The sequence below is a fragment of the Caballeronia sp. LZ024 genome (assembly GCF_031451455.1).
Lineage (GTDB): Bacteria > Pseudomonadota > Gammaproteobacteria > Burkholderiales > Burkholderiaceae > Caballeronia > Caballeronia telluris.
In genome coordinates, this window is the sequence record NZ_JARUXL010000003.1 from 651,265 (window position 1) to 676,093 (window position 24,829).

Here is a 24,829-nt window from a genome sequence, read left to right on the forward strand (position 1 = left end):
CGCATAGCAAGGGCTTGGCACGCGAATCATCCGGCGTCGGCTAACCTCTATCAGTTCGCATCCGAAACGAGGCGACGGCGATGGCATCGAACAACGAACTCAAGCGATATCGCGCGAACCTGATCGACGAGCTTCACAGCGCGGCGCTTTATGAAACGCTTGCCCGCGTCGAGAAAGACACCTTGCGCAAACAGGTCTTCGGCGAACTGGCGCAATCGGAGCGCAAGCACGCGCGCGTCTGGGCAGACAAGCTGGAAGCGAACGGCGTGCATGTGAAGTCGCGAGGCCCGGGCGTCAAGACCGTTCTCATGCGCGGCCTCGTGCATGTATTCGGACCGGCCTTCGTCCTGCCTTCGCTAGCCGCCGCCGAATATGCGGATCGCAACAAATACGCGGGACATCCGGACACCGCGGAGATGTCGGAAGAAGAACTTCGGCACGCGGACGTCGTGCAGGCCATGGCCGATGCCGACAAGCCCGACGCGTCGAAGGGCGCGCAAATCGCGAGTGCGGAGTCGTGGCACAAGGGCGTGTCGTCGGGCAACGATCTGCGAGCGGCTGTTCTCGGCGCGAACGATGGCCTCGTGTCCAACTTCTGCTTGCTGATGGGTGTCGCGGGCGCGGGCACCAGCAACGAGACCATCCTTTTGACGGGCCTCGCCGGACTGATCGCCGGCGCCTGCTCGATGGCGCTCGGCGAGTGGCTCTCCGTGACCAACGCGCGCGAGCTTGCAAAGACGCAGATCGCCAGGGAAGCAGACGAACTCGAACATACCCCTGAAGCCGAAGAGCATGAACTCAGTTTGATCTATCGCGCGAAGGGGCTCGACAGTGCGGTCGCGAAGCGCGTGGCATCGCAGATCATGCGCGACAAGAGCAAGGCGCTCGACGCACTCACGCGCGAAGAACTCGGCCTCGATCCTGCCGAACTCGGTGGCAATCCGTGGTCGGCTGCGGCGGTCTCATTCTGCCTGTTCGCAATTGGTGCAATCTTCCCCGCAATGCCCTTTCTTTGGGCAAACGGCTTAACGGCTGTGATTCAATGCATCGCGCTAAGCGTGCTCGCCCTCGCTGCGATCGGCATGTTCACCTCGCTCTTTAACGGACGCGGCATTGCGTTCTCGGCTATCCGCCAGATCGTGATCGGACTCGTTGCCGCTGGATTCACCTTCGGCGTCGGGCGATTGCTGGGCGTCTCGGTGAGTTAAGAGAACAGCACTTACCGAACTATCCGGTTGGTACACCATCACGATCGCGTTTAAGATTCGATTTAAAAAAACAAAAAGCACATTCGTCCGTCAGACAAATGCGCCCCACAGTATGCGGGCCAGACAACATCCAGCATCAATCCGCCAAATTGAAAGTCGGAGAGACGCGTATGATGCACTGCATGGGACGCGCTCTGCGTGCATGCGATTTACCGATCCGGTTCAAATGACCGCAAATCTGCCGCACAGCAGCAATCAAAGTGTAAACCCGTAACACGGCACTTACATTTGCGCCTTGCCATACCGAAGCAGCATCTGGCCCGCCTGGAAAAACGTACTTCTTTCGCACTTCGGATGCAGCAGCGCTTAGTCATAACTTTGACGAGCGCATGCCCGACAGCCTTTAGACAGGCAGCAAAAGTCTCCGACATCAATACGGATGATCCATTACGATAGGGTCATCGCGCACAGCATGAAAGACCCGGCTAAGACTTGGCTTTACGCGACGTGTTAGGTTCGTCTCACCATCGAAGCAAATCATCCGCACCTGTCGCACGCACTCTCCGCACTTGATCCTTGGCGCTAAAAGCCTTGCCGGTGAAATTCCTCATAGGATATGGAATGTTTTTTTCCAAGCATATAGTTAGCAAAACGAAAGGTATGAAATCAGATCGACTGATCGGGTGCGACGCCATCAGGAGTTCTCTATGAAGGTATTGATTGCGAACACCCTGTATTACCCCGATGTCGTGGGGGGCGCCGAAGTCTCGACGCAACTCCTCGCGGAAGGTCTTGCCGCGGCCGGCGTCGACGTCACTGTCGTATGCGCGACCGGCACCGGTGTCGATCACATCAGCAAGCTCAATGGCGTAAAGATATGGCGACTCCGCTTTGCGAATGTCTACTGGCCCCATCGCGCGGGCAAGCGATCGCGCGTGGCGAAGCTCGTATGGCATGCCATCGATACGCACAACCTCATCATGGCGCGCAAGCTGAAAGCCGTCGTGGCGCGCGAGAAGCCGGATCTCGTGAGCACGAGCAATCTCTCTTGTCTGTCGGTTGATCTTTGGCGGATCGCGAAGAACGCCGGCCTGCCGGTCGTTCATACGACGCGCGACTATTATCTCTTGTGCCCCGCGGCGACGATGCTCTCCAACAACCGGAGTTGCGAGCGTCAATGCACGCTTTGTGCGTGTTACGCGGGTCACAAGCGAACACAGTCGGAAAAGGTCGACATCGCCATCGGCGTCAGCCGCTTCGTGCTTCAGAAGCATCTCGACAACGGCTTCTTCCCCGCGGCGTCATCGACGCGCGTCATCAGCGACTGTCATTTCTCCGACGCCGGCGAGCCCCCGGCTTCGTCCGCACCGTCAGTCAAGGATACCGTTCGTCTCGGCATGCTCGGCCGCATTTCGCCCGAAAAGGGTATCGAGCTTCTGATCGACGAACTGATGAAGGACAGCTCGCTCAACTGGAAACTGACGATCGGCGGAACCGGCGACGGTGATTACGTCGCCAGCCTGAAGTCGCGCTACAACGACGCACGCGTGCGATTCCTCGGCCATGTCGATGCGTCGAGCTTCCTTCGCGAACTCGACGTGCTGGTCGTCCCGTCGCGATGGAACGAGCCGTTTGGTCGCGTGATCGTCGAAGCGTATTCGCAAGGGATACCTGTCGTCGGCGCAAACACCGGCGGCATTCCGGAGGTGATCGAACCGACTTCCCATCTCGTCTTCGACATCGACAAGCCGCAATCGCTGATCGAAAGGATCCACGATGCGATCGAGATGGCGCGAGATCCTGAAACGCACGACCGGCTTTTGCGCTACGCTGATTCTTTCAGTCCCGACAGGATGGTTGCGGCCTACCTGAAGGTCTACAGCGACGCGCTCAAGCAGAGCGCTCCAACAGAAAACCACGAGGCGCAGCTGCATGTGTCGAGCGAATGAGGAAGTCTTCGTATGAATACACCGAGTCTTGACTATGTTCCCGCCCGCAGCGGCCCGACCGTGACGTCCACGACCGCAAGTCTTTACCAGGCGGCGGTCGACAACATCTGGGGCGTCGTGTTGATCGTAGTGGCCGTCACGTGCCTGGCTATCGGCTATGCATGGCTGTCGGTTCCGAGCTATACGGCCGACGCCATCGTGCGAGTCGAATACCCGAACTCGAACGCGCTCGGCCTCAATTCACGCTCGGGACGCGGCTCGCAGGAAGTCGTTCCGAAGACTCTGCCAAGCGATGCGGAGATGCAGATCATCCTGAGCCGCACGGTATTGTGGCCGGTCATTCAGAAATACAAGCAGGATATTCTCGTGACGCCGGATGAGCTACCCGTCATCGGGCGCATCTCCGAACTGATCGCGGCGTCCCGTTCGTCCGATGAACCGATGGCAGCGTTCCTCGGCCTGCGCTCTTATGCGTGGGGCGGCGAAAAGATCGATGTGCAGACGCTCGATGTGCCGTCGCGCTACATCAATCAGGAAATGACGCTGCGCGCACTCGCCGACCAGCGCTATCAACTGATCGACAAAGAGGGCAACACGCTGATCGAAGGCACCGCGGGTTCGCTCGCGCAGAAGGACGGCTTGTCCATCCTGGTGAGCCGGCTCGTCGCGCGGCCCGGCACCGAATTCACGGTCGAACGCCTGAGCGAATATTCGGCGTTGCAGCGTTTTGGCAAGCAGGTCAAGGCATCCGAGCCCCAAAAGGAATCTGGCGTCGTGCAGATTTCCTACGAAAACCAGGACCCGAAACTCGCGCAGGACATCGCGAACGCCATTGCGCAGACGTATATCGCGTCGCATGTCGATCAGCGCCGGACCGAAGCGGGCAGCACGCGCGAATTCATTCAGAGCGAACTACCCCGGCTGAAGGAACAACTCAAGCGCACCGAAACCAACCTCAGCGACTACCGAACCAACGCCGACTCGATGACGCCCAGTTCGGAAGCGGATTCGTATCTCAAGAGCACGCTCGACATCGACAAGCAGATTGCCGCACTCGACATGCAGCGCACCGAGGTGGCGAGCCGCTTCGGCCCCGGCACGCGCGACATTCAAACCATCGACGAGCAGCTTGGGCTCTTGAAGCAGCAGAAGGCGGAACTGGAAAGCCGCTTCAGCCAGTTGCCTGAGTCGGACCGCAGGGCGGCCGACCTGACGCGGGAAGCCAAGGTCGCGGAGAGCATCTACGTGGCGATGCAGGGCAAGTCGAACGAACTCGACGTCACGCGCGCCGGCACGCTCGGCAACGTGCATCTCGTCGATCCTGCGTTGTTCCCGAGCGAGCCTTCGAAGCCGAAGCGCCTGATTGTGATTGCGGTTGGCCTGGTTGCGGGCTTGCTGCTGGGGATGCTCTTCATCGTCTATCGCAAGCTCACGTCGCGCAGCATCGTGCTGAGTCCGGACGCCGCGGAATATCAACTACAGTTGCCTGTCTTCGGTACGGTGGCCTTCAGCGCAGAACAGGCGCGTCTGGAAGATTCGCCGATCCGCACGGCGCGCATGCTCAGCCAGCGCGCGGGCGTGCCGCCCTCGGACAAGACCGCGCTCGTGCTCTCCGCCGACACGGAGAACGAAGGCGCCATCGAGGCATTGCGCGCGATCCACGCATCGCTCATGCGCGACATCGAGCGCACGGGCAGCAACGTGCTCGCGATCGTTGGTGCTGCGCCGGGCACCGGCAAGACCTTCGTCGCATCGAACCTCGCGGTGATTCATGCGCACGCGGGCAATCGCGTCCTGCTGATCGACGGCGACTTGCGACGGGGCAAGGTCGCCACCGAGTTCGGCCTGCCGAACGACCTCGGCCTCGCCGACGTGCTCGCGGAGAAACAGGAGATCGACCGCGTGATCCAGTCGTGTGCCGTGGCGGGACTCAGCGTGATCTCGTCGGGCGTGCCGCCTGCGAACCCGTCGAAGCTCCTTTCGACGACGCGGCTGCGGCTCTTGCTCGAACGCCTTGCGCCTCACTACGACCTCATCGTGATCGATACGCCCGCAGTGCTCGCCGCAAGCGACGCGGTGATGATCGCAGCGACAGCCGGCTCTGCGGCGATCGTGGTGCGCCCAGGTGCACAAACCGAGGATCAACTCGGCGAAACGACGCGTCGGCTCGACCGCGCAGGGGCGCGTGTCGCCGGTGCAATTTTCAACGCGATGCCCAAACGTCGCAGCGAAAAGCGCATGCATCCCTACCCGAACCATTACTCCGACCCGTCCACGCGTGGTCACTCACCCGCCTGAGCACAGGCATGCAAAATGCGTAAGAGCTTCGACGAATTAGCCCCATGCGCAAAAGCAGGACACAATAATGTCGATATCAAAAACAACGCAAAATTTCCTGAAGGGCCTGCTGCCCGATGCGCTTTTCCTGAGTCTTTCGCATCGGCAGAAGGTCGGGCGCTTTCCTCGCCTCAGGCACCCGGTCACGTTCAACGAAAAGATCCTGCAACGCTGTCTATATCCTGATCCACGTTACGCCGATTTGACCGACAAGCTGCTGGTGCGCGACTTCATTGAGCGCACGATCGGCGAGGAGCATCTGATCCCTTTGCTGGCAAGTCCCGAGACCTTCACCGAAGCGGACTTCGCGGCCTTGCCTTCGTCGTTCGCGATGAAGGCCAATCATGGAAGCGGCTTCGTCAAAATCGTCCACGACAAGACGCAGACGTCGTTCGAGGAGCTTCGCGCACTCGGCGAAAGCTGGCTCAAGACGGACTTCTACGACATTGCCAGAGAACGCCACTACCGCCATATCAAACCGAAGCTCTTCTTCGAAGCATTGCTCGTCGAGAGCGACGGCAACGTGCCGCCCGATTTCAAGATCCATTGCTTCAACCAGCCCTCGGGGGCGCATCAGGCGTACATCCTCCACATCTCGGATCGCTTCAAGGATCACCCGCGCGGCGATTTCTATGACGAGGAATGGAATCAGCTCGCCATCAGAATCGGCCACTATCCGTGCAGCACGGTGCCCACGCCGCGTCCCGCTAATCTCGACGCGATACTCGCGTGTGCGCGTTCGCTGTCCGCGCCATTCGACTATGTGCGCGTGGACCTCTACGCGCCCGGCGACCGGATTTACTTCGGCGAGTTGACGTTCACGCCGGGCGCGGGCGTTTATCCGCTCTACCCGGAGAGCATCGATTACGAATGGGGGCGCATGCTGCATTCGCAGCCCGTGCTGCCGACGCTCGCAACCGTCACGCCCGATATGCGAAGCTACGAGGAAGAGCATCACAGCGCGGATTTCGCGCAGCGGTAAAAGACGGTTCTTGGGCGCAGGGCCGCGGAGACGATCATCGCCTCCGTGTGCCAAGGCGGCCGCCATAAACAAAACAGATGGCCCGCAAACGGGATCGCATGGCGCGCTTTGGCACATGCCGGGTGCGCCATCGCGCCGCTATACTCAGGCTCCGTAGCGACGACCGTGCACCGCACGATCGCGCCGTAAAGAGCCGACCATGGACAATCACGAACTGCTGAACCTTGCCTATCTGCGCGCATTCAGGCTCGTCGCGCAGACCGGCAGCGCCACGCGCGCGGCCGCCGCGCTCTTTCGCGCTCAGTCCGCCGTGACACGTTCGTTGCAGGAACTCGAGGCATCGGTCGGCGAGGCGCTCTTCGAGCGACGCTCGTCCGGCATGCTGCCGACGCCAGCCGGCCGCGCGGTGCTGCAACGGTGCGAACGCATTTTCGCGGAACTGGAAGAGCTGGCCCAGTGGTGCACCGCGCGCCAGTCGCGCCGGCGTCCTGCAACGGGCAACGCTTTGCCCGCCTATCTGCTTAATACGCGACGCCTTCAGTTGTTCTCGGCGCTCGCCCGTCATCGTCACATGCCGAGCGCCGCGCAGACCTTCGGCATCAGCCAGCCCGCCGTCAGCAGCGCCATCCGCATCATGGAGAGCGGTGCGGGCATGCAACTTTTTTATCGCAGCCCGCGCGGCCTTCTGCTGACGAGCGAAGGCGAGACGTTCCTGCTTCATGTGCGCCGCGCGTTGAACGAGCTGCGTCACATCCCCGACGACATCGCCGCGCTGCACGGCAGCATCCAGGGCTATGTGACGGTCGGCGCATTGCCGCTCGGGCGCACGCTGATTCTTCCTGAGGCCATCGCGCGCGTGGCCGCGCGCTACCCCGGCGTGCGGATCGTGACCGACGAAAGCGCGTATGAAACGCTCGTCGCCGGGCTGCGGGCCGGAGACATCGATTTCGTGCTGGGCGCGCTGCGTGCCAACGATGCAACGAGCGGCCTCGCCAACGAACGGTTGATGTCCGAAGATCTGGTCGTGCTCGCCCGGCGCGACCATCCGCTCGCGAGCGCGCGCGGGCTCACGCTCAGGGACCTCGCGGACACCCAATGGATTCTGCCGCGCAGTCACGCGCCGGCGCGCGGTCTCTTTGAATCGCACTTCAAGCGCATGAGACTGAAGCCGCCGATGCCGAGCGTGGAAACCGCCGACCTCGCCATCATTCGCGGCGTGCTGTTGCATACGGACATGCTCGCCGTGCTGTCGGCGCAGCAGCTTTACTACGAGTGCGAGTCGGACCAGCTCGTCGTGCTCGACATCACGATGCAGAACACATCGCGCGACATCGGGCTCATCGTGCGGGCGGGCGGCACGCCGTCGCCGGCTGCGCGCGTGTTGATCGACGCGATCCGTCTGACCGTCGACAAGGTCGCGCGCACGACGCTCGTCGCGATGCGCTAAGGCATTGTTCAACAACCCTTGATCGCGTCTTCGAGCGCTTCCTGCGAAATCGGCTTCAGCAGATAGCCGTCGAACGCATCGAGTTCCTGCGCGCTCAGATTCGCGCGGCCTGTCACCGCGACCACGCACGCCTGGGCGCTCGGGGTCGCCGCGCGAAGCTGCTGGCAGAGCGTCCGGCCGTCGGCGTCTGGAAGGCCGATATCCAGAAAGATCGCGTCGTAGGTATTCGCCGCCGTCAAGGCGAGCGCGGACTGCCCGTCATACGCGACCTCGGGCTCGTGACCGATCGATGCCGCGAGCGCCGCGAACGCATCCGCAAGGCGCGGATCGTCTTCGATAAACAGAATTCGCATGATGGGCTCCACGACCCGGTTCGGTTGTCGGTCGACATCGCTTCGATCAAGCAGCGATCGTTCCCGAACCGGATCGCGCGAAAGCACCGGGCCGGTGCACCCAAGCTACGTCTTTTTAAGCCGTTTCTCCATTCGCTCACTGCGCGCGCAGCGCATCGACGATATTCATGCGCGCCGCGCGCACCGCCGGCAGAAAGCCGCCGACGAGCCCCATTGCGACCGAGAAGACGAGCGTTTTCACGACGACGCCCGACGTGAGAACGAACCCGAACGAAATGTCCGCGAAGGTCTGGAAGTTCGTGGTGGAGAACGAGGTGAACTGCATCAGCGCGGCGCAGCACAGCCCAACGACACCGCCGACGAAGCCGAGCAGCAACGCCTCCAGCAGGAACGCCGCGAGCACGTTCGCCCGCTTGAAACCGAGCGCGCGAAGCGTCCCGATCTCCGACACGCGGTTCGCCACCGACGCGTACATCGTGATCATCGCGCCGATCATCGCCGCGATCGAGAAGATGATCGACAACGTGAGGCCCAGGATGTTGATGAACGTGGAAAGCGCCTTGGACTGGTCGCTGTAGAACTGGCGTTCACGCTTTGCCTGATCGGCGAGCCGCGGATCGACGTCGATGTCGGCCGAAAAGCGCTCGAAGAGATCGCTGCGCGCGAGCCGCAGCACCATCGACGAAAACGCCGAGCGCCGGAACGACTGCATCAGCTGGTCGACGTCGCCCCAGATTTCCGAGTCGAAGCCGCTGCCGCCGGCGTCGAAGCGGCCGACGATGGTCCAGTCGCGCTGGGCGAACCGCAAATGCTCGCCGATGCGCGTCCCGCTGAATCCTTTCGCGATGTTGCTGCCGACCACGATCTCCGACGACCCCGGCCGGAACATGCGCCCTTCCACCAGCCTGACCTGCGGCCGCAGGGCGAGCCCGAGCGGCGAGACGCCTCGGATCACGACATTCGACAGCCGCTCCGAGCCGACCTTCGCAAGCGAGATCAGCACCACGGTTTCCTTCGACGCGAGCGGCCGGCCGTCGGCGCCCATTGCCACCGACGGATGCATCTCCATCACGTTCGCCTGATTGCGTTCGATCGCGCTCTGCACTTCGGTCTCGGCGCCCTTGCGGATCACGACGACGTTGTCCTCTTCGCCGGTGGAAACGAGCGTCTTCTGCAGGCCCGCATCGAGCATCAGCACGGTCGAGAACACGAAGACGACGAGCGCGAGGCCGCCCGCTGTGAGGAGCGTCGTGAGCCGCCGGGCCCACAGGTTGCGCGCGACATAAGCAAGCGGAATCGCCATTGCCGTCCCTAACCGATGGCCCGCAGGCCTTCGACGATCCGCACCCGCGCCGCCTGCACCGCCGGCACGATGGCGGCGGCGAGCGCCACGACGAGCGCGCACGCCGCCTGCAATCCGACCGTCTGCGCCGACACACGGAACACGGGAAACACGCCGCCCGTCGCCTGCTTGAAGAAGCTCGCGGCGGGCGGCGTCGCCAGAATGCCGAGGCCGCCGCCGATCGCGCAGATCACGATCGACTCGCCGAAGACGAGCAGCCCGAGGAACGCGGGACCGAAGCCGAGCGCCTTCAGCGTCGCGTATTCGGTCGTGCGTTCGCGCGCGCTCATTGCCATCGCATTCGCCATCACCGCCATGATGATGAGGATCACGACGTAGGACACGACGCGGATCGCCGCGATGATCTGGTTCGACATCGCGACGAACCCGAGCTGGAACGCCTGCTCGGTTTCGGTCAGCGTCTCGGCGAGCGAGTTCTTGAACACGCCGTCGACGCGGCGCGAGACTTCCGCCGCTTCATCGGGGTTCGCCACGCCCAGCACGTAGATGCCGACCTGATCGGCGCGGCGCGGCGTCGTCTTGCGCACGCTTTCGTTCAGATAGTCCCAGTGGAAGATGAGCTGGCGCGTGATCGTCGACTCGTCGCGCCCGTCGAGGATTCCGCGCACCACGAAGTCCCAGGTGCCCGGAAAGATCGTGCCCTTGATCGGGATCACGTCGCCGACCTTGAAGCCGAACTGCGTCGCCAGTTGCCGGCCGATCAGGCAGCCCTTGCGGTCGCGCAGATAGTCCGCGCGCTGGGCGGCGGGGAGGATGAACTCGGGATACAGGTCGAGATAATTGTCCGACACGGCAAACTGCGCGAAGAAGTTTTTCGGATCGCGATAGACGCCGCCGAACCAGTTGGACCGCGCGACGACAGTCACGCCCTCGACGCCCCGGATGCGGTTCTCGTAGCTCAACGGCAGCGGAAACACGAGCGAGATCGCGTTGCGCGTCACGAGCCGCGCATTCGACGCCGCCGCCGCGCCCGCGTACCACGCGTCGACGACCGTATGCAGCAGGCCGTAGGCCAGCACCGCGATGGTCAGGCCGAGCACGGTCAGCGTCGTGCGAAGCCGGTGGCGCAGCGCGTTGCGGGTGATCAGCTTGACGAGGTACATGACGTCGGCTCAGTTCCGGCCTGCATCGATCAGCTCCCCTTTCTCCAGATGAACGAGCGCGCGCGCGGCGCCGGCCGCGTGCGCATCGTGCGTCACCATGATGATCGTCTTGCCGAGTTCGCGGTTCATCCGCTGCAGCATCGAGAGCACGTCGGAGGCGGAGGCGCGGTCGAGGTCGCCGGTCGGTTCGTCGGCGACGATCAGCTTCGGGTCGGTGATTAGCGCGCGCGCGATCGCGACGCGCTGCTGCTGCCCGCCCGACAGTTCCGAGGGATAGTGGCTCATGCGGTCGCTCATGCTGACCATGTCGAGCACCATCTCGACGCGCTCGCGCCGCTCGCGCCGCGTGAGGCGCGTGAGCATCAGCGGCAGTTCGACGTTCTCGAACGCGTTCAGGACCGGCATCAGGTTGTAGAACTGGAAGATGAAGCCGATGTGGGCCGCGCGCCAGTCCGCGAGCGCCGCTTCGCCGAGCCGCGCGATGTCGAGGCCCGCCACGCGCAGCTCGCCGCTGTCCGGCCGGTCGATGCCCGCGATCAGGTTCAGCAGCGTGCTCTTGCCCGAGCCCGACGGCCCCATCAGCGCGATGAAATCGCCCTCGGCGATTTCGAGCGTGATGTCGGTCAGGACGGGCACCGTCTGCACGCCGCGACGGTACGACTTCGCGACATGGCGTATTTCGACGAGCGGCGTCGTTCTCATGCTATTTCTTCGCCACGGAAACACGCGCGCCGTCGCCGAGCTTCTCGCCAGGCGCCAGCACCAGCGTTTCGCCCGGCTTCACGCCGTCCACCGCGACGAGTTCGCCGATCTTCGCGCCCGGCGTCACGGGCGTCTCGCGCACGCGCTCGTCCTTGACGACGTACACGACCTGCCGGCCATTGCGCGCCACGACCGACGAAGCCTGCACCGCGACCACCGGCTTCTCCTCGTTCGGCGGCACCGGCTTCGACAGAAACGCGATCTTCGCGCTCATGTCGGGCAAGACGCGCGGATCGCGCTCGACGAAACGCACCTTGACCAGCACCGTCGCCTTCGAGCGGTCGACGGTCGGCACGATGCGCGAAACGCTGCCGGACAGGCGCAGTTCCGGCAGCGCGTCGAGCTGGATCTCGCACGGCGCGCCCACGCCGATCTTCGCGATGTTCGATTCCGCCACGTCCGCTTCGACTTCGAGCGTCTCCATGTCCGCGATGGTCACGACCGCGCCCTTGCTGTCCGACGCCGACGAAAACGGCGTGATGTTGTCGCCGACGTTGGCGTGCTTTTCGAGCACGACGCCGTTGAACGGCGCGCGGATCAGCGTCTGGTCGACCGCGACCTGCGCCGCGCGCGCGTTCGCCTGAGCCGAAGCGATGGCGGCGCGATCGCTGTTGATCGACGCCTGCGCCTTGTCGTAGCGGGCGCGGTCCGAATCGTATTGCGCGGCGGGGATCGCGCCCTGCGGCGCGAGGATCAGCGAGCGGCGCAGGTTGGCCTCGGCGTCCTTCATCTCGGCGTGCTGCAATTCGAGGTTGGCGCGCGCCACGTTCACTTGCGCGAGCGCCTGGGCAAGCGACGCCTCCACGTCCCGGCTTTCAAGCCGCGCGATCACTTCGCCCTCTTTGACGACGGAGCCTTCGAGCACGCCGAGCCATTCGACGCGCCCCTGCGCCTTCGACGCGACCGCCGCCTTGCGCTGCGGCACGACATAACCGGTGGCGTTGAGCAGCGTGTAGTTTTGCGACGGATAGACCGAGGTGACGGTGGCCGTTTCGACGGCTTGCGGACTCGTGAGCCTGAAGGCGATGCCGAGCGCGATGAGGAGGATCGCCGCGATGACGGCGTAGCGGAGCCAGCCGCGCCGGCGCCGTGGGACGATCGCGGAAGGCGACCGGTCGATTTTAAGTTTGTCGAGATCGTGATCAGCCAATTTGGGGCCTTGCGCCCGCGGCCGGTCACTTTGATGAAGCGTCATGCAGGAACGCCGGACGATCAGCGACCGTCCGGCTCGTGGCGCCGTGTACGGGGCTCCCAGTATAGCGCCGCGCCGTGCGCGCGCTTTGACCTAAGCGGATGTTGCACTACGTGTTCGGTCCGTCGTCTGCCGACTCCGATGGCGGCGCGAGCGACACGACATTGACGATCCCCTGCCGCGCCATCTTCGCGTACGGACAGAAGCGCTCGGTGTGACGCACGAGTTCCTCCGCGATCGCCCGCTCGACGCCCGGCAGATGAATGCGGACGTCGGCGGTCAGCGTGTAGAGACCGTCGACGGGATCGCGTCCGAACGTGATCGACGCCTGAACCTTCGCGCCCGGAATCGGGATGCCTGCGCGCGCCGCGAGCAGGCTCAACGCCCCGTGAAAGCACGCCGCGTAGCCGGCGGCGAAGAGCTGTTCCGGATTGGTCCCGCCGCCGGGGCCGCTGAGCGCGCCGGGAAGCCGCAGGTTCACTTCTAGGTTGCCGTCGTCGGAGCGCGCGACGCCCGACGCCCGGCCGTGGCCCGTGTCGCCGCCCGTCACGCTGACGGTCGTCGAATAGAGACCGTGGAAGTCGGGCCCGTAATACTTGTCGAGCAGCGTGAGCGGTGGCGGGACCAGGGGTTTCATCGTGCAAATGACTCGTGACGATGCCGCGGCGCTCAGTGCGCCGCCGTGTGCGACCGGCTGAACCAGTCGTCGAGCGTCACGGCGCCCAGACGCGCACCCGCGCCGGGAACGAGCGTGTCGTCCTTCAGAAGCGCGCCGAAATAGCGCGCGACAGAATCCGCGAGCACCTTGCGCGGATCGTTCGTCCCGGCGAGGAACCGGCCGATGAGATCGGTCAGGCGCACCTTGTCCGGCCCCGCCACTTCGACCACACCGTTGACCGGCGCCCCGAGCGACAGGTCGGCAACCGCGAGCGCGACATCGTCCGACGCGATCGGCTGGATGTAAACCGGCGCAAGCCGCACCGATTCGCCTTCCGTGCCACCTTGCGCGATGCCGCCGAGGAATTCGAGGAACTGCGTCGAGTGGATGATCGTGTACGGAACGCCGGACGCGCGGATCAGCTCCTCTTGCGCGATCTTGCCGCGGAAGTAGCCGCTTTCCGCGAGCCGCTCCGTGCCGACGACCGAGAGCGCCACGTGATGCGTCACGCCCGCCCGGGCTTCGGCGGCGAACAGGTTGCGGCCGGAGGCCTCGAAGAATTCAAGCACAGCGCGGTCTTCGAACGACGGCGAATTCGCCACGTCGATCACCACTTGCGCGCCCTTCAGCGCGGCGTCCAGGCCTTCGCCCGTGACCGTGTTCACGCCCGACGCCGGCGACGCCGCCAGCGCCTCGTGACCCCGCGCGCGCAGTTCGCTGACGACCTTGCTGCCGATGAGCCCGCTGCCGCCAATGACTACGATCTTCATGATGTCCCCTTGATGGTGAACTCCGGCTTCATCCGCGTGCCGGCAATGGGTTGACTTGCGGGATGCGGCCGGCATCCCGGCGCTTCGCCCGACGCGCCGCGTTTCGCGCGGCGTGAGGCATGGATCGAATGGTAGGCGTGCGGGCGGCGCGGCAGTAGCCTCGCGCCGGGACGCGCGGTGTTGCCGTCAGCGCATCAATCGGTGCGCCGGTCAGCGCGCGCCCTGCACCGGCAGCGTGGACAGACAGTCGAGATCGAGCGCGCGCGTGCGCTCGGTCAGATAGTCGACGAAAACGCGGATTCTCGCAGGCAGTTGCTTGCGGCTCAGATAACAGACGTAATGGCCGCGATCGTCCGGCGCATGCTGCGCGAGACACGCGACGAGCCGTCCGTCGCGCAGTGCGTCGCAAACCTGATAGCCCGCGAGCTGCGCGACGCCTTGTCCTTCCAGCACCGCCTGCAGCACGAGATCGGCGTCGTTGAAGGTCGCGAACGCGTGCGGCGTGATCTTTTGCGGATGGCCGCTCACCTTGAACTCCCAGTCGGCGACACGCCCCGAGGCCATCCGGAAATTGATGCAGCGATGCTCCGCGAGCGCCTCGACGCTGCGCGGCAAACCATGCTCGCGCGCATAGCCAGGCGTTGCGCACACGACCATCTGCATCGGGATCAGTTGCCGCGCGACCACCTGGCTGTCTTCCATGCGCCCGTCGCGCAGGGCCACGTCGACGCGGCCCGACGTGAAATCGGGCGGACCGTCGTCGAGCGACAGTTCCAGCGCAATCTCGGGATACGTCTCGTGAAAGCCGCGCAAGAGCGGCGCGACGACCTTGCGGCCGAAACCGGTCGTCGATGCGATGCGCAACTGGCCGCGCGGCGGTCCGTTGCGCAATTCGCGCATGTCCTCGATCGCCTGGACGATGCGCTCGACGCCCGGATGACAGTTGCGGTAGAAAAGTTCGCCCTCGCGCGTGAGCGAGGTGCTGCGCGTGGTGCGCAGAAAGAGGCGTGCGTCGAGCTGCGCTTCGAGCTTCTGCACGTTGCGGCTGACCGCCGAGCGGCCGATGCCGAGCCGGTCGCTCGCCTTCGCGAAGCTGCCTTCGTCGGCGACGGCGAGGAACGCGACGACGCCCGCGTAGCTTGTCGCGAAACTGCTGGCGAGCGCATCGGCGGTGCCCGCGCGGGGCGTGGAAGCGAGATTTTCAGCGAGGTTGTCGGGCATGGAAGTGCGTTCCGAAGTGTCCATGTCCAACTAGACGTTCGACTCGCGCTTCCTGTGACATCGTCCCTCGAGTTTTTTGGAGCGGGCGTTACTTCACGGGCGTCAGCACCGGCGCGTCCTTGTTTTTCAGCAGCAGCACGATGAACTTCGCCGGTTTCGTCGTGCTGGCGTTGCGCCCGACCGTGTGAATGTCGTTCGGGCCTTCGTAGAAGGTCTGGCCGGGCTTCAGCGTGACTTCCTTGCCGCCCTTCACCTGCATGACGATCGTTCCTTCCAGTACATAGATAAAACCGTGCGCGTCGTGCCGATGCACCGGGTCCTCGCCGCCCGGCGGATAGACGACCTCGATCATCAGCGCTTCCTTGCCGGGATAGTCCGCGAGCGCCTGCGTCATCAGCGGCGTGACGACGGCGTCCGGCGCCGCCTGCGCGGGACCGGCGAGCGACGCCGCGCACAGCAGCATCGCCGCGCGGGTTGGGGTCAGGCTGAACATGATGTGTCCTCGATGGCGGCCCGCGCTTCAGGGCCCGTTTGTGCCGTTTGCCCCGTTTGTCTACTGCACGCGAAGGCCGGGCGCGATGCGCGTCCGGCGCCGCGAGCGACTTCGACTTACTGGAGCCCCGCCTTGTCGAGCCCGAACACCTTGTCCGACGAACCCGGCACGGTCCTGAACGCGACGTTCGCGCGATTCCAGCCGTTGATCGCCATCACTTCGAAGGTGAGGTCGGACAGTTCCTTCTCCGAAAACTGGGTGCGCACGCGCTCGTAGAGGTCGTCGGGAACGCCGGCTTCCGGAATGCGCGTCAGCACTTCGGTCCATGCGAGCGCGGCGCGTTCGCGCGGTGCGAAGAGCGTCGATTCGCGCCAGATCGCCACATGGTGCAGACGCAGTTCGCGCTCGCCGTGCAGCTTCGCTTCCTTGACGTGCATGTCGACGCAGAAGGCGCACCCGTTCATCTGCGACGCGCGGATCTGCACGAGATCGACGATCGATTGCTCGATGGCCGCTTCCTTCATCCGGTTACTGAATTCGAGGAATTTCTTAAACAGTTCCGGGGATTGTTGAATGTAGTTGAGTCGCTGAGTCATGATTTCTCCGTGCGATTGGGACCGACGATCGGGACAGACAGCCCGCGGCGTTCGGGGCGTTGCTGGCGGCGAAGCGCCGCACGGAAACCATCGTAGAGTCGGCGGGCGCGCGCCGGTAGACCCGCCGAAGTGCTCACGCTGTTGCCCGCGCGGCACCAATCGCGCGCGGCCTGCATCGTCCTTCAGACACCGACCGCTGCCGCGATGCGCGCGAGCTTGTCGGGATTGCGCTGCACGTGCACGCGCACGATGCGCGCGCCGTCGGTCTCGTAGGATTGCGCGGATTCCAGCTTGCCCTCGATGAAGCGCAGCAACGCCCATTGCCCGTTGAGCAGCGCGAGTTCGACGCGCACCGCTTCGCCGTAGCGTAGCCTCGCGGCGAAGAAAAGTTGCGCGATGCGCCGGCCGCCTTCGAGCGGCTTCGGGAAGCTCGGCACCCGGCCGCCGCCATCGCCGACCAGCACGGCATCGTCGGCGAGCAGCGCATGGATCGCGGCGAAATCGCCGCGAGAAAGCGCCTGCGCGAAATCCTGCAACAGGCTGCGCTGGATGTCGCGCGCAACCGTGGCGCGCGGCCGCGCGTCGCGCAACTGCGTCTTCGCGCGGCTCACGAGCTGGCGGCAAGCGGCCTCGCTCTTGCCGATCGCGCTCGCCACTTCGTCGTAGCCGGCATCGAACACTTCGCGCAGCAGGAAGGCCGCGCGCGCTTCCGGACTCAGGCGCTCCAGCAGGACGAGAAAAGCCACCGACACGTCGTCGGCGCGCTCGGTCATCTCTTCCGGCGTGGCGGGCGATGCGCTGTATTCGGGCTCGGGCAGCCAGATGCCGGCGTAATGTTCGCGCTGGATCTTCGCGGCGCGCAGCCGGTCGATGGAAAGGCGCGTCGTCACGGAGACGAGCCAGGCCTCGGCGTTATGGATGGACTCATGCGCGGCTGCGTGCCAGCGCAGCCAGACATCCTGCACGACGTCTTCGGCTTCCGCGACCGAGCCCAACATCCGGTACGCGATGGCCTGCAAGCGGCGTCGCAGGCGGTCGAAAACGCTCGTGGCATCGTCCATGGTGCGGGTTGCTCCCTCGCGACGTGGCAAGCGATTATGCTACCGCGTTGAGGGCGCCTCGCACAGGCGCTGTTTTGTGCTTCTATGGAATTCGATCACGCAAGCGCGGAAACATCAGACGGTGTACAACGCCCGGGAGCCCTCGATGGAAACCAAACCAAAAATCATCGTCCTCGACGACGAAGCCGAACTGCGCAACATGCTGCAACGCTTTCTCGGCTCACAGGGATTCGAGGTGCGCGCGGTCGCCGACAGTCAGCGGCTCGACCGCTACCTGCAGCGCGAGCCCTATGACCTGCTCGTGCTCGACCTGATGATGGAGCCCGAAGACGGCCTTTCGGTCTGCCGGCGTCTGCGCGCCGAAGGCCACACCTTGCCGATCCTGATGCTGACCGCGAAGGGCGATCCCGTCGACCGCGTGATCGGCCTCGAAACCGGCGCCGACGATTACCTCGCGAAGCCCTTCCTGCCGGGCGAGCTGGTCGCGCGCGTGCGGGCGCTGCTCAGGCGCCAGAAGATGGCGGCCGGCGACCCGACGCTCACCACGCAGTCGATCCGCTTCGGCGAATTCCGGCTCGATCTCGGCCGGCAGCGCCTCTACCGCAACGACGAACCCTTCGAGATCCATTCCGCGCAGATGCAGTTGCTCGCCGCGCTCGGCTCATCGCCGAACCGCGCGATCAGCCGCGACAACCTGATTGCGCGCACGCGCGGACGCGAGCACGACGCGCTCGACCGCAGTATCGACGTGCAGGTGTTGCGTCTGCGGCAGATCGTCGAAGCGGACCCGTCGAAGCCGCGCTTCATCAAGACGGTGTGGGGCGTCGGCTACATGCTGCTCGCGGATATCGAATCGTGACGCGCCTCTTGCGTTCTCTTTTCGCGCGCAACATCGCGCTGCTGGTCGCGCTCGTCGCGCTGAGCCAGGTCTGCTCGCTCACGGTGCTGATGCATTACGTCCAGACGCCGCGCATCGAGCGCGCCGCCGCGACCTTCGCGAACTATATCGACACGCTCGGCGGCATCGTCGCGGCGGCGCCGCCCGACGCACGCGCGGCATTCGTCGAGCGACTGCACGCCCGGCGCGACTTGCCCGCCGAAGCCGCGCTGGAACCGCCGCGCTCGCTGACGACGCTCTACCGCTCGTATCAGCGCAGCACGTTCCTCGCGATGCTGCGCCGCCATCTCCCGGCCGACGTGCCGGTGCGCTGGCAAATCGCCGACGGCCGGTCCGGTGGAGACGAACGGCTGTGGCTGCGCCTGCGTGTCGGCGGCGAGCCCTACTGGATCGCGCTCGCGATTCCCGAAGCGGCGCACGGCGAAGGCTTCGCTTCGACGATCTTGCTCTCGCTCGCACTCGCCGCGCTCGCGACGCTCACCGCTTACGTGATCCAGCGCCACCTGAACCACCCGCTCGACAACCTCGCGCGCGCGGCGCGTCATCTGAGCGCGGGCGGCCAGCCTGAACCGCTGCCGGTCGACGGGCCGACCGAGATCGCGCAGGTGAGCCTCGCGTTCAACCAGATGACCGACGCGCTGCGTGAAGCCGAGGCGACCCGCGCGCTAATGCTGGCGGGAATCTCGCACGACATCCGCACGCCGCTCACGAAGCTGCGCCTCGCGATGGCGATGGCGATTCCCGCGGGCGGCGATCAGACGTTCGTCGCATCGTCGGAGAACTATCTCGACCAGATCGACGGGATTCTCCAGCAGTTCATGGATTACGCGGGCAGCGGCGCGAAGGAAATGCCCGTCGACGGCGACCTGAACGCGCTCGTCGCGAGCCTCGCCGGAGACTTCGCGGGGCTCGGCCACGAGTTCGAACTGACGCTCGGCGATCTGCCGCCCTTTCCGTTCCGGCCCGTGAGCACGATGCGGCTCCTCATGAACCTGATGCAGAACGCGGTGCTGTATGGCGTGACCGGTCTTTCGGTGCGCACCTGGCTCGACGCCGATGCGCAATTCGCGTGCATCGCGATCGGCGACCGCGGCAAGGGCATCGCCGTGGACGAAATGGAGAAGCTGAAAGAGCCGTTCAGGCGCGGGCGCGGCGGCGCCGTACACCCTTCGGGCACGGGTCTCGGGCTCGCCATCGTGGAGCGCATCGCGAAGCTGCACGGCGGGACGCTCATGCTGCGTGCGCGCGAAGGCGGCGGCATGGAGGCCGTGGTCACGATGCGCCTCGGGTAGTTGCCCGCGCTCGCCCGCCGGCACGCCGTGGACTAAGGAAACCGCCTGATTACTCCGCTCACGCCGACGGCGAAGTCGAACGGTCGCCCTCGCCGTCGGTTTCGACCGCCTGCGTGCCCGGCACGTCGTCGGCGAGCGCTTGCGGGTCGATCATGTGCTCAGGTGCGATCGACTCGCGGCGTCGGGTGCGCTTCGGCGCCGCGCCCGCCTTGCCGGTCTTGCCCGGCTCGTTCAGCACGCTCTCGGCCGCCGCGCTCGTGATGGGCGGTATCGACTGCAACGGCACGATCGGCTGCGAGCGCGCGTTGACGTTGATCGGACTCGCCTCGTTATCGTGAATCAGCGCGCGCACGCGCGGATAGATCTGCCGTTCCCAGCGCCTGCCGTTGAAGACGCCATAGTGACCGACACCCGTCTGCACGTGATGCGCCTTCAGGTACGGCCGCAGCTTGTCGCAGAGGTCCTGCGCGGCGAGCGTCTGTCCGACGGCGCAGATGTCGTCGCGTTCGCCTTCGATCGTGAGCAGCGCCGTGCGCCGGATCGCGGACGGCTCGACCTTGCGTCCGCGCACTTCGAGTTCGTGCAGCGGCAGCGAATGCCGCTGAAAAACCGTATCGACGGTCTCCAGGTAAAAATCCGCCGTCAGGTCCATCGTCGCGAAGTATTCTTCATAGAAGACGCGGATCGCATCGGCGAGATGCTCGTCGCCCTTCGCGCGCTGGTAGTGCATGTCCGCGAACGAATCGAGGTGGCGCGAGAGATTCATCGCCATGAACGCGTTCAGTTGCATGAAGCCCGGATACACGCGCCGGTGCGCACCCGCGAAGCCGAACGGCACCGCGCTGATCAGATGCTTCTCGAACCATTCGAGCGGCTTGCTCTTCGCCAGCTCGTTCACGCGCGTCGGGTTGATGCGCGTGTCGATCGGGCCCGCCATTAGCGTGATGCTCGCGGGCTGCGCGGGATCGTTGTCCGCCGCCATCAGCGCGACTGCCGCGAGCGCCGCGACGGTCGGCTGGCAAACGGCGAGCAGATGCGCGCCCGGACCGATCTTCTGAATGAAGTCGATGATGTGCTGCACGTACTCGTCGAAGCCGAAGCGGCCGTGCGTCAGAGAGATGTCGCGCGGATTGTGCCAGTCGGTGATGTAGACATCGTGATGGGCGAGCATCGTGCGCACCGTGCCGCGCAGGAGCGTCGCGAAGTGGCCGGACATCGGCGCGATCACGAGCACGCGCGGCTGCGCGTGGTCCGAGCCGTTACGCGCGGTGTCCTTGGCGAAATGGACGAGCGAGCAGAAGGGCGTAGAAGCCGCGACTTCCTCGATGATGGGAACCGGCTTGCCGTCGACATCGACGGAATCGATTTCGAAGGGCGGGCGCGAATGCGTGAGGCCCGACAGCGTGAGCAGGTCGCAGGTCGCCCGGAGCGACCGGCCCTGCGGCGTTTCGGCGAAGGCCTGCCATGCCGCGAGCGAGTGATTCATCAGCGCGGCGCCGTGGCGAACCGGCAGCATCAGGTCGGACAGCACCTGGAAGGCGGGATAGGCGAACGGGTTCATCGATCTCCCACGAGTGCGCGAAACACAACGAAGGCCCTGAAGAACGCAATACATATGCCAAAGGGCGACGCGCCTGCGACTTTGCATGATGCGCTGAGTCACCAGCGCGTCACCGGCCCATAGTAGCGTGTTCGGCTTGGCATGGCACTTGCGCCGTTCCCGCCCACGCGCGGGTTTTGCCGCGATTTGGTGCGCCACCGCACGGCAGCGTGCATCGAAGCGCGGTCCGGCGCCGGCGCCGCCCGAAAACGTCGCGCATTCCTAACCGGCTGGAGATTCGTATGGCAAATGCGACGCTGACCATCAGCAGCAAGAACTATTCGTCCTGGTCGTTGCGCGGGTGGCTGCTCGCGCGATTCAGCGGCCTGCCGTTCGAGGAAGTCGTCATGCCCGTCGACGATCCCGTCGCCCGCGCCGAACTGCTGCTGCTTTCGCCGTCGATTCTTGTGCCCTGCCTCGTTCACAACGGCATCAAGGTGTGGGACACGCTCGCGATCGCCGAATACCTGAACGAAGTCTGCCCCGACGCCCGGCTCCTTCCCGCCGACCGCCGCGAACGCGCGCACTGCCGCGCGATCTGCGGCGAGATGCATTCGGGCTTCGTCTCGCTGCGCTCCGCTTTGCCGATGAACCTCAAGGCGCACTTCCCGGGCTTCAAGGTCTGGGCGCGGGCGCAGACCGACATCGAACGCGTGACGACGATCTGGCGCGAGTGTCTCGCGCAGTACGGCGGCCCGTTCCTGTTCGGCGAGCGCAGTGCGGCGGACGCGATGTTCGCGCCGGTCGTGACGCGCTTCGTGACCTACGACGTGAAGCTCGATCCCGAGATCGTCGAATACGGGCAGCGCATTCTCGCGATGCCGGAGATGCAGCAGTGGATCTCGGACGCGCAGCACGAAGCCGAGGAAATCGACGAACTCGACGTCGAGTTCTAGCGCACCTTCAGCACGGCCGCGCCCGTGACGCGGCCGGCGCGCAGGTCGTCGAGCGCGCGGTTGGCGTCGGCGAGCGGATAAGCGGTCGTGCGCATCTCCAGATGGAACTGGCCCGCGAGCTTCATGAATTCGCGGCCGTCCCCGCGCGTGAGGTTCGCCACCGACGCCACGCGCCGCTCGCCCCACAGGAGCGCATAAGGGAACGACGGGATGTCGCTCATGTGGATCCCGCCGCACACGACGATCCCGCCCTTCCTCACCGCCTTCAGCGCGGCCGGCACCAAGGCGCCAGCCGGAGCGAAGACGAGCGCGGCGTCGAGTTCGTCGGGCGGCGTTTCATCGCTGCCGCCGGCCCATTGCGCCTTGAGATCGAGAGCAAGTTGCTGCGCGGCTGCGTCGCTCGGGCGCGTGAACGCGTACACGCTGCGTCCCTGATGCCGCGCCACCTGGGCGACGATATGCGCCGCCGCGCCGAAACCGTAGATGCCGATGCGCTCCGCGTCGCCGGCCATCGCGAGCGTGCGGTAGCCGATCAGTCCCGCGCACATCAGCGGCGCCGCTTCGATGTCCGAATAGCGCGGCGGCAGATGCAGACAGTAGCGGCTGTCGGCGGCGACGCGTTCCGCGTAGCCGCCATCGAGCGTATAGCCGGTGAAGCTCGGTGCGTCGCAGAGATTTTCGCGGCCCGCGCCGCAGTAGCGGCAATGTCCGCAGGTGTGCCCGAGCCACGGCACGCCGACGCGGTCGCCCGGCACGAAGTCCGTCACGCCGACACCCACCGCCGTCACGATGCCGACGATCTCGTGTCCCGGCACGAGCGGCAGCTTCGGCTGCGTGAGTTCGCCATCGACGACATGCAGGTCGGTGCGGCACACGCCGCACGCGTGGACGTCGATCATGAGCTTGCCGGTGTCGAGAACGGGATCGGGCAGATCGCGCTCGACCAGCCGGGACGACGTGCCGTCGAAGACCATCGCGCGCATGACGAACGCTCCTCTTATAGAAGTGTTTAAACAACGGCCGATGACGACGGATGCTGCATCTGCATATCGGGCGCGCAAGCCGCTTGCTGGGGCGGCGCGTCCGCGCTTGGTGCACGCTTGCACCGCATCGTGCTGCACGGTCCATGCCTGCGTGGCGCACCGATGTTCACATCGGGGAACGAAGCATTCATCGGTGTTTCCGAGCATAGGCAATGCGCGGCGCGGCGATGGGCTTGCCGCGTCGATATGGCGCACGACAGCACCTCGCTGCTGTCAGATTCGACGCCTAGACTCGAATCAGAAGCGGCGAAGGATCGACAAAAGATGGGGCGTTGCGAATCGAATGGAACTTCGGCATCGGGCTTGCTTTCTTACGTGACTGGAAGCACACAGCCAGGCGCCCAAGAGCGTCGCCGACAGAAGTTGCTGCGATGCAAGGCATCGCCCGCAAGCATCAAGACATGGCCGGCATGCGCGCACCCCGCGCCGTCATGCCGAAGCCGATCGACCGGCAACCGAAGCGCGTGTCGCGCGCCTCGCCCGTTCATCGAATTCAATTGAATCGAAGTCGTGGAGGATGTCATGCGTATTACCGTCAAGCTCGATGCGTTCGAGCGCGTCGATTCCGGCGCCTTCGCCATCCTGTGGCTCGACAAGGACACGCGCCGCTGGTCGCGCGAAGGCCATCAGAGCGTCGATCTGCCCGACTGGGGCGACCTGCAGGCACGGCCCAACGGCACGCTCATCTGCGGCCAGCACGCCGACTCGCCGCTTTGCGTGCTCGAGCGGCTGGATTTCGACGTCGCGGGCGGGCCGGCCGAAGGCCAGGCCGGCCGTGCGCTCTGGTACGTGCACGGTTCGCCCGAACCGGCGGCCGGCCGCTGGCATGTGCAGTGCATCGACCGCGAGCGCATCAAGGCCGAGCACAGCGTCTTCGCCGGCGAGGAAAACGTCTAGCGAGAACGTTCGGGTTTCGCCGGAGGCTCACGCCATCGTTCTCGCGTGAGCGGCTCCGTTCCCTCCTTCACGCGGGCGCGTCCTCACGCGCCCCGTCCCGCCCACGCGCGCGGCGCTCTGGTGTTTTCCCTTGGCTCTGTTGGTCTCCGGATGTTGGTAGTATCAGTGGCCGGCTAGGTCGTTCGAACGAACGCACTCGGCGCGCGCGAGGGCACCGCCGCGCTGCGAAACCGAACTGCGCGACAAGTCGCAGATCCTGGGAGACACGCATGAATCAAGCAAAATTCGCCGATCCTTTCAGCCAGTTCGCCGCGATATTCCAGCAGTACAAGCTGCCCGGCTTCGACGTGACGGCGATCCTCGAATCGCGGCGCAAGGACGTCGAAGCGCTCGCCGCCGCCAATCAGGTGGCGTTCGGCGGCATGCAGGCACTGCGCGACAAGCAACTCGAAATCCTGCGCCGCACGCTGAGCGAACTCGAAGTCATTGCGCAGCAACTGGAAGCGTCGCCGAAAAAGCTTTCGTTCGATGCCACCGAAGTCGTGCAACGCGCGCTACGCGACGGTCTCGCCGACATGGAAGACATCGCGCGCACCACCCAGCAGACTCAGGCCGAAGCCTATGCGCTCGTTGCGCAGCGCATGGACGACGCGCTCAAGGAGCTGAAGGCATCGCTCTCCCGGCCAGCCAGCTGAAGCCCTGAAACAC

Annotated in this window: 23 protein-coding genes; 10 read left to right on the plus strand and 13 right to left on the minus strand. The window is 65.0% G+C overall.

Annotated elements, in window-relative coordinates:
* Positions 1-80: 80 nt before the first annotated feature.
* The 5 genes from QCE48_RS20470 to QCE48_RS20490 all read left to right on the plus strand — a co-directional run bounded on the left by QCE48_RS20470 (position 81) and on the right by QCE48_RS20490 (position 7,923).
* On the plus strand, positions 81-1,208 hold the full coding sequence (locus tag QCE48_RS20470) for a VIT1/CCC1 transporter family protein (protein WP_309785006.1): 1,128 nt from the start codon (positions 81-83) through the stop codon (positions 1,206-1,208).
* A 707-nt stretch (positions 1,209-1,915) separates the two neighbouring features.
* A complete protein-coding gene (locus QCE48_RS20475; RefSeq protein WP_309785007.1) occupies positions 1,916-3,157 on the plus strand; it encodes a glycosyltransferase family 4 protein in 1,242 nt (413 codons plus the stop codon).
* A gap of 12 nt (positions 3,158-3,169) precedes the next feature.
* Entirely contained in the window at positions 3,170-5,455 is a 2,286-nt protein-coding gene (locus QCE48_RS20480; protein WP_309785008.1) for a polysaccharide biosynthesis tyrosine autokinase, read from the plus strand.
* 67 nt (positions 5,456-5,522) lie between these two features.
* A complete protein-coding gene (locus tag QCE48_RS20485; protein ID WP_309785009.1) occupies positions 5,523-6,476 on the plus strand; it encodes an ATP-grasp fold amidoligase family protein in 954 nt (317 codons plus the stop codon).
* A gap of 199 nt (positions 6,477-6,675) precedes the next feature.
* A complete protein-coding gene (locus tag QCE48_RS20490) occupies positions 6,676-7,923 on the plus strand; it encodes a LysR family transcriptional regulator (RefSeq protein WP_309785010.1) in 1,248 nt (415 codons plus the stop codon).
* An 8-nt stretch (positions 7,924-7,931) separates the two neighbouring features.
* Here QCE48_RS20490 and QCE48_RS20495 read toward each other — a convergent pair whose 3' ends face one another.
* From QCE48_RS20495 to QCE48_RS20545, 11 genes are all read right to left on the minus strand, one after another.
* The gene (locus QCE48_RS20495) at positions 7,932-8,276 is read right to left on the minus strand and encodes a response regulator (RefSeq protein WP_309785012.1); all 345 of its coding nucleotides are present in this window, start codon (positions 8,274-8,276) and stop codon (positions 7,932-7,934) included.
* Between the two features lie 136 nt (positions 8,277-8,412).
* Positions 8,413-9,579, minus strand: a complete 1,167-nt coding sequence (locus tag QCE48_RS20500) for an ABC transporter permease (RefSeq protein ID WP_309785014.1) — start codon at positions 9,577-9,579, stop codon at positions 8,413-8,415.
* Positions 9,580-9,587: 8 nt separating this feature from the next.
* Positions 9,588-10,742 carry an FtsX-like permease family protein gene (locus QCE48_RS20505; protein ID WP_309785015.1) on the minus strand — a complete coding sequence of 385 codons (1,155 nt, stop codon included), beginning with the start codon at positions 10,740-10,742 and terminating at the stop codon, positions 9,588-9,590.
* Positions 10,743-10,751: 9 nt separating this feature from the next.
* A complete protein-coding gene (locus QCE48_RS20510) occupies positions 10,752-11,444 on the minus strand; it encodes an ABC transporter ATP-binding protein (protein WP_309785016.1) in 693 nt (230 codons plus the stop codon).
* A 1-nt stretch (position 11,445) separates the two neighbouring features.
* On the minus strand, positions 11,446-12,654 hold the full coding sequence (locus QCE48_RS20515; RefSeq protein WP_309785017.1) for an efflux RND transporter periplasmic adaptor subunit: 1,209 nt from the start codon (positions 12,652-12,654) through the stop codon (positions 11,446-11,448).
* 151 nt (positions 12,655-12,805) lie between these two features.
* Entirely contained in the window at positions 12,806-13,333 is a 528-nt protein-coding gene (locus QCE48_RS20520) for an Ohr family peroxiredoxin (protein ID WP_309785018.1), read from the minus strand.
* 32 nt (positions 13,334-13,365) lie between these two features.
* On the minus strand, positions 13,366-14,124 hold the full coding sequence (locus QCE48_RS20525) for an SDR family oxidoreductase (protein WP_309785019.1): 759 nt from the start codon (positions 14,122-14,124) through the stop codon (positions 13,366-13,368).
* Positions 14,125-14,334: 210 nt separating this feature from the next.
* Entirely contained in the window at positions 14,335-15,345 is a 1,011-nt protein-coding gene (locus QCE48_RS20530) for a LysR substrate-binding domain-containing protein (protein WP_309785020.1), read from the minus strand.
* Positions 15,346-15,433: 88 nt separating this feature from the next.
* A complete protein-coding gene (locus tag QCE48_RS20535) occupies positions 15,434-15,838 on the minus strand; it encodes a cupin domain-containing protein (RefSeq protein ID WP_087631326.1) in 405 nt (134 codons plus the stop codon).
* 116 nt (positions 15,839-15,954) lie between these two features.
* Complete coding sequence (locus QCE48_RS20540; RefSeq protein WP_309785022.1) at positions 15,955-16,434, minus strand: carboxymuconolactone decarboxylase family protein; 480 nt, start codon at positions 16,432-16,434, stop codon at positions 15,955-15,957.
* A gap of 182 nt (positions 16,435-16,616) precedes the next feature.
* Positions 16,617-17,495, minus strand: coding sequence for an RNA polymerase sigma-70 factor (locus QCE48_RS20545; RefSeq protein WP_309785023.1), 879 nt, complete (start codon positions 17,493-17,495; stop codon positions 16,617-16,619).
* A gap of 145 nt (positions 17,496-17,640) precedes the next feature.
* On the opposite strand from QCE48_RS20545, the gene QCE48_RS20550 reads away from it, so the two are divergent.
* A complete protein-coding gene (locus QCE48_RS20550) occupies positions 17,641-18,354 on the plus strand; it encodes a response regulator (RefSeq protein WP_309785024.1) in 714 nt (237 codons plus the stop codon).
* A complete protein-coding gene (locus tag QCE48_RS20555; protein WP_309785092.1) occupies positions 18,348-19,685 on the plus strand; it encodes an ATP-binding protein in 1,338 nt (445 codons plus the stop codon). The genes QCE48_RS20550 and QCE48_RS20555 overlap by 7 nt, the downstream gene beginning before the upstream one ends.
* Positions 19,686-19,743: 58 nt before the next feature.
* Here the strand turns inward: QCE48_RS20555 and QCE48_RS20560 are convergent, their stop codons facing one another.
* Positions 19,744-21,246 (minus strand): polyhydroxyalkanoate depolymerase, encoded by a 1,503-nt coding sequence (locus QCE48_RS20560; RefSeq protein ID WP_309785025.1) that lies wholly within the window; start codon positions 21,244-21,246, stop codon positions 19,744-19,746.
* 281 nt (positions 21,247-21,527) lie between these two features.
* On the opposite strand from QCE48_RS20560, the gene QCE48_RS20565 reads away from it, so the two are divergent.
* Positions 21,528-22,181: a glutathione S-transferase family protein gene (locus tag QCE48_RS20565; protein WP_309785026.1), complete on the plus strand. Its 654-nt coding sequence runs from the start codon at positions 21,528-21,530 to the stop codon at positions 22,179-22,181.
* Here the strand turns inward: QCE48_RS20565 and QCE48_RS20570 are convergent.
* Entirely contained in the window at positions 22,178-23,164 is a 987-nt protein-coding gene (locus QCE48_RS20570; protein ID WP_309785028.1) for a zinc-dependent alcohol dehydrogenase family protein, read from the minus strand. The genes QCE48_RS20565 and QCE48_RS20570 overlap by 4 nt on opposite strands.
* A 582-nt stretch (positions 23,165-23,746) precedes the next feature.
* Here QCE48_RS20570 and QCE48_RS20575 point away from each other — a divergent pair.
* Positions 23,747-24,121 (plus strand): DUF3564 domain-containing protein, encoded by a 375-nt coding sequence (locus QCE48_RS20575; RefSeq protein WP_116561583.1) that lies wholly within the window; start codon positions 23,747-23,749, stop codon positions 24,119-24,121.
* A 269-nt stretch (positions 24,122-24,390) separates the two neighbouring features.
* Positions 24,391-24,816, plus strand: coding sequence for a phasin family protein (locus QCE48_RS20580; RefSeq protein WP_309785029.1), 426 nt, complete (start codon positions 24,391-24,393; stop codon positions 24,814-24,816).
* Positions 24,817-24,829 lie beyond the last annotated feature (13 nt).

Coding starts and splice junctions, on each gene's coding strand:
- QCE48_RS20480 (WP_309785008.1), top strand. CDS start 3,170: ATGAATACACCGAGTCTTGACTATGTTCCCGCCCGCAGCGGCCCGACC.
- QCE48_RS20525 (WP_309785019.1), bottom strand. CDS start 14,124: ATGAAGATCGTAGTCATTGGCGGCAGCGGGCTCATCGGCAGCAAGGTC.
- QCE48_RS20545 (WP_309785023.1), bottom strand. CDS start 17,495: ATGGACGATGCCACGAGCGTTTTCGACCGCCTGCGACGCCGCTTGCAG.
- QCE48_RS20565 (WP_309785026.1), top strand. CDS start 21,528: ATGGCAAATGCGACGCTGACCATCAGCAGCAAGAACTATTCGTCCTGG.
- QCE48_RS20575 (WP_116561583.1), top strand. CDS start 23,747: ATGCGTATTACCGTCAAGCTCGATGCGTTCGAGCGCGTCGATTCCGGC.
- QCE48_RS20500 (WP_309785014.1), bottom strand. CDS start 9,579: ATGGCGATTCCGCTTGCTTATGTCGCGCGCAACCTGTGGGCCCGGCGG.
- QCE48_RS20550 (WP_309785024.1), top strand. CDS start 17,641: ATGGAAACCAAACCAAAAATCATCGTCCTCGACGACGAAGCCGAACTG.
- QCE48_RS20530 (WP_309785020.1), bottom strand. CDS start 15,345: ATGCCCGACAACCTCGCTGAAAATCTCGCTTCCACGCCCCGCGCGGGC.
- QCE48_RS20540 (WP_309785022.1), bottom strand. CDS start 16,434: ATGACTCAGCGACTCAACTACATTCAACAATCCCCGGAACTGTTTAAG.
- QCE48_RS20510 (WP_309785016.1), bottom strand. CDS start 11,444: ATGAGAACGACGCCGCTCGTCGAAATACGCCATGTCGCGAAGTCGTAC.
- QCE48_RS20520 (WP_309785018.1), bottom strand. CDS start 13,333: ATGAAACCCCTGGTCCCGCCACCGCTCACGCTGCTCGACAAGTATTAC.
- QCE48_RS20505 (WP_309785015.1), bottom strand. CDS start 10,742: ATGTACCTCGTCAAGCTGATCACCCGCAACGCGCTGCGCCACCGGCTT.
- QCE48_RS20495 (WP_309785012.1), bottom strand. CDS start 8,276: ATGCGAATTCTGTTTATCGAAGACGATCCGCGCCTTGCGGATGCGTTC.
- QCE48_RS20570 (WP_309785028.1), bottom strand. CDS start 23,164: ATGCGCGCGATGGTCTTCGACGGCACGTCGTCCCGGCTGGTCGAGCGC.
- QCE48_RS20470 (WP_309785006.1), top strand. CDS start 81: ATGGCATCGAACAACGAACTCAAGCGATATCGCGCGAACCTGATCGAC.
- QCE48_RS20485 (WP_309785009.1), top strand. CDS start 5,523: ATGTCGATATCAAAAACAACGCAAAATTTCCTGAAGGGCCTGCTGCCC.
- QCE48_RS20580 (WP_309785029.1), top strand. CDS start 24,391: ATGAATCAAGCAAAATTCGCCGATCCTTTCAGCCAGTTCGCCGCGATA.
- QCE48_RS20490 (WP_309785010.1), top strand. CDS start 6,676: ATGGACAATCACGAACTGCTGAACCTTGCCTATCTGCGCGCATTCAGG.
- QCE48_RS20560 (WP_309785025.1), bottom strand. CDS start 21,246: ATGAACCCGTTCGCCTATCCCGCCTTCCAGGTGCTGTCCGACCTGATG.
- QCE48_RS20535 (WP_087631326.1), bottom strand. CDS start 15,838: ATGTTCAGCCTGACCCCAACCCGCGCGGCGATGCTGCTGTGCGCGGCG.
- QCE48_RS20475 (WP_309785007.1), top strand. CDS start 1,916: ATGAAGGTATTGATTGCGAACACCCTGTATTACCCCGATGTCGTGGGG.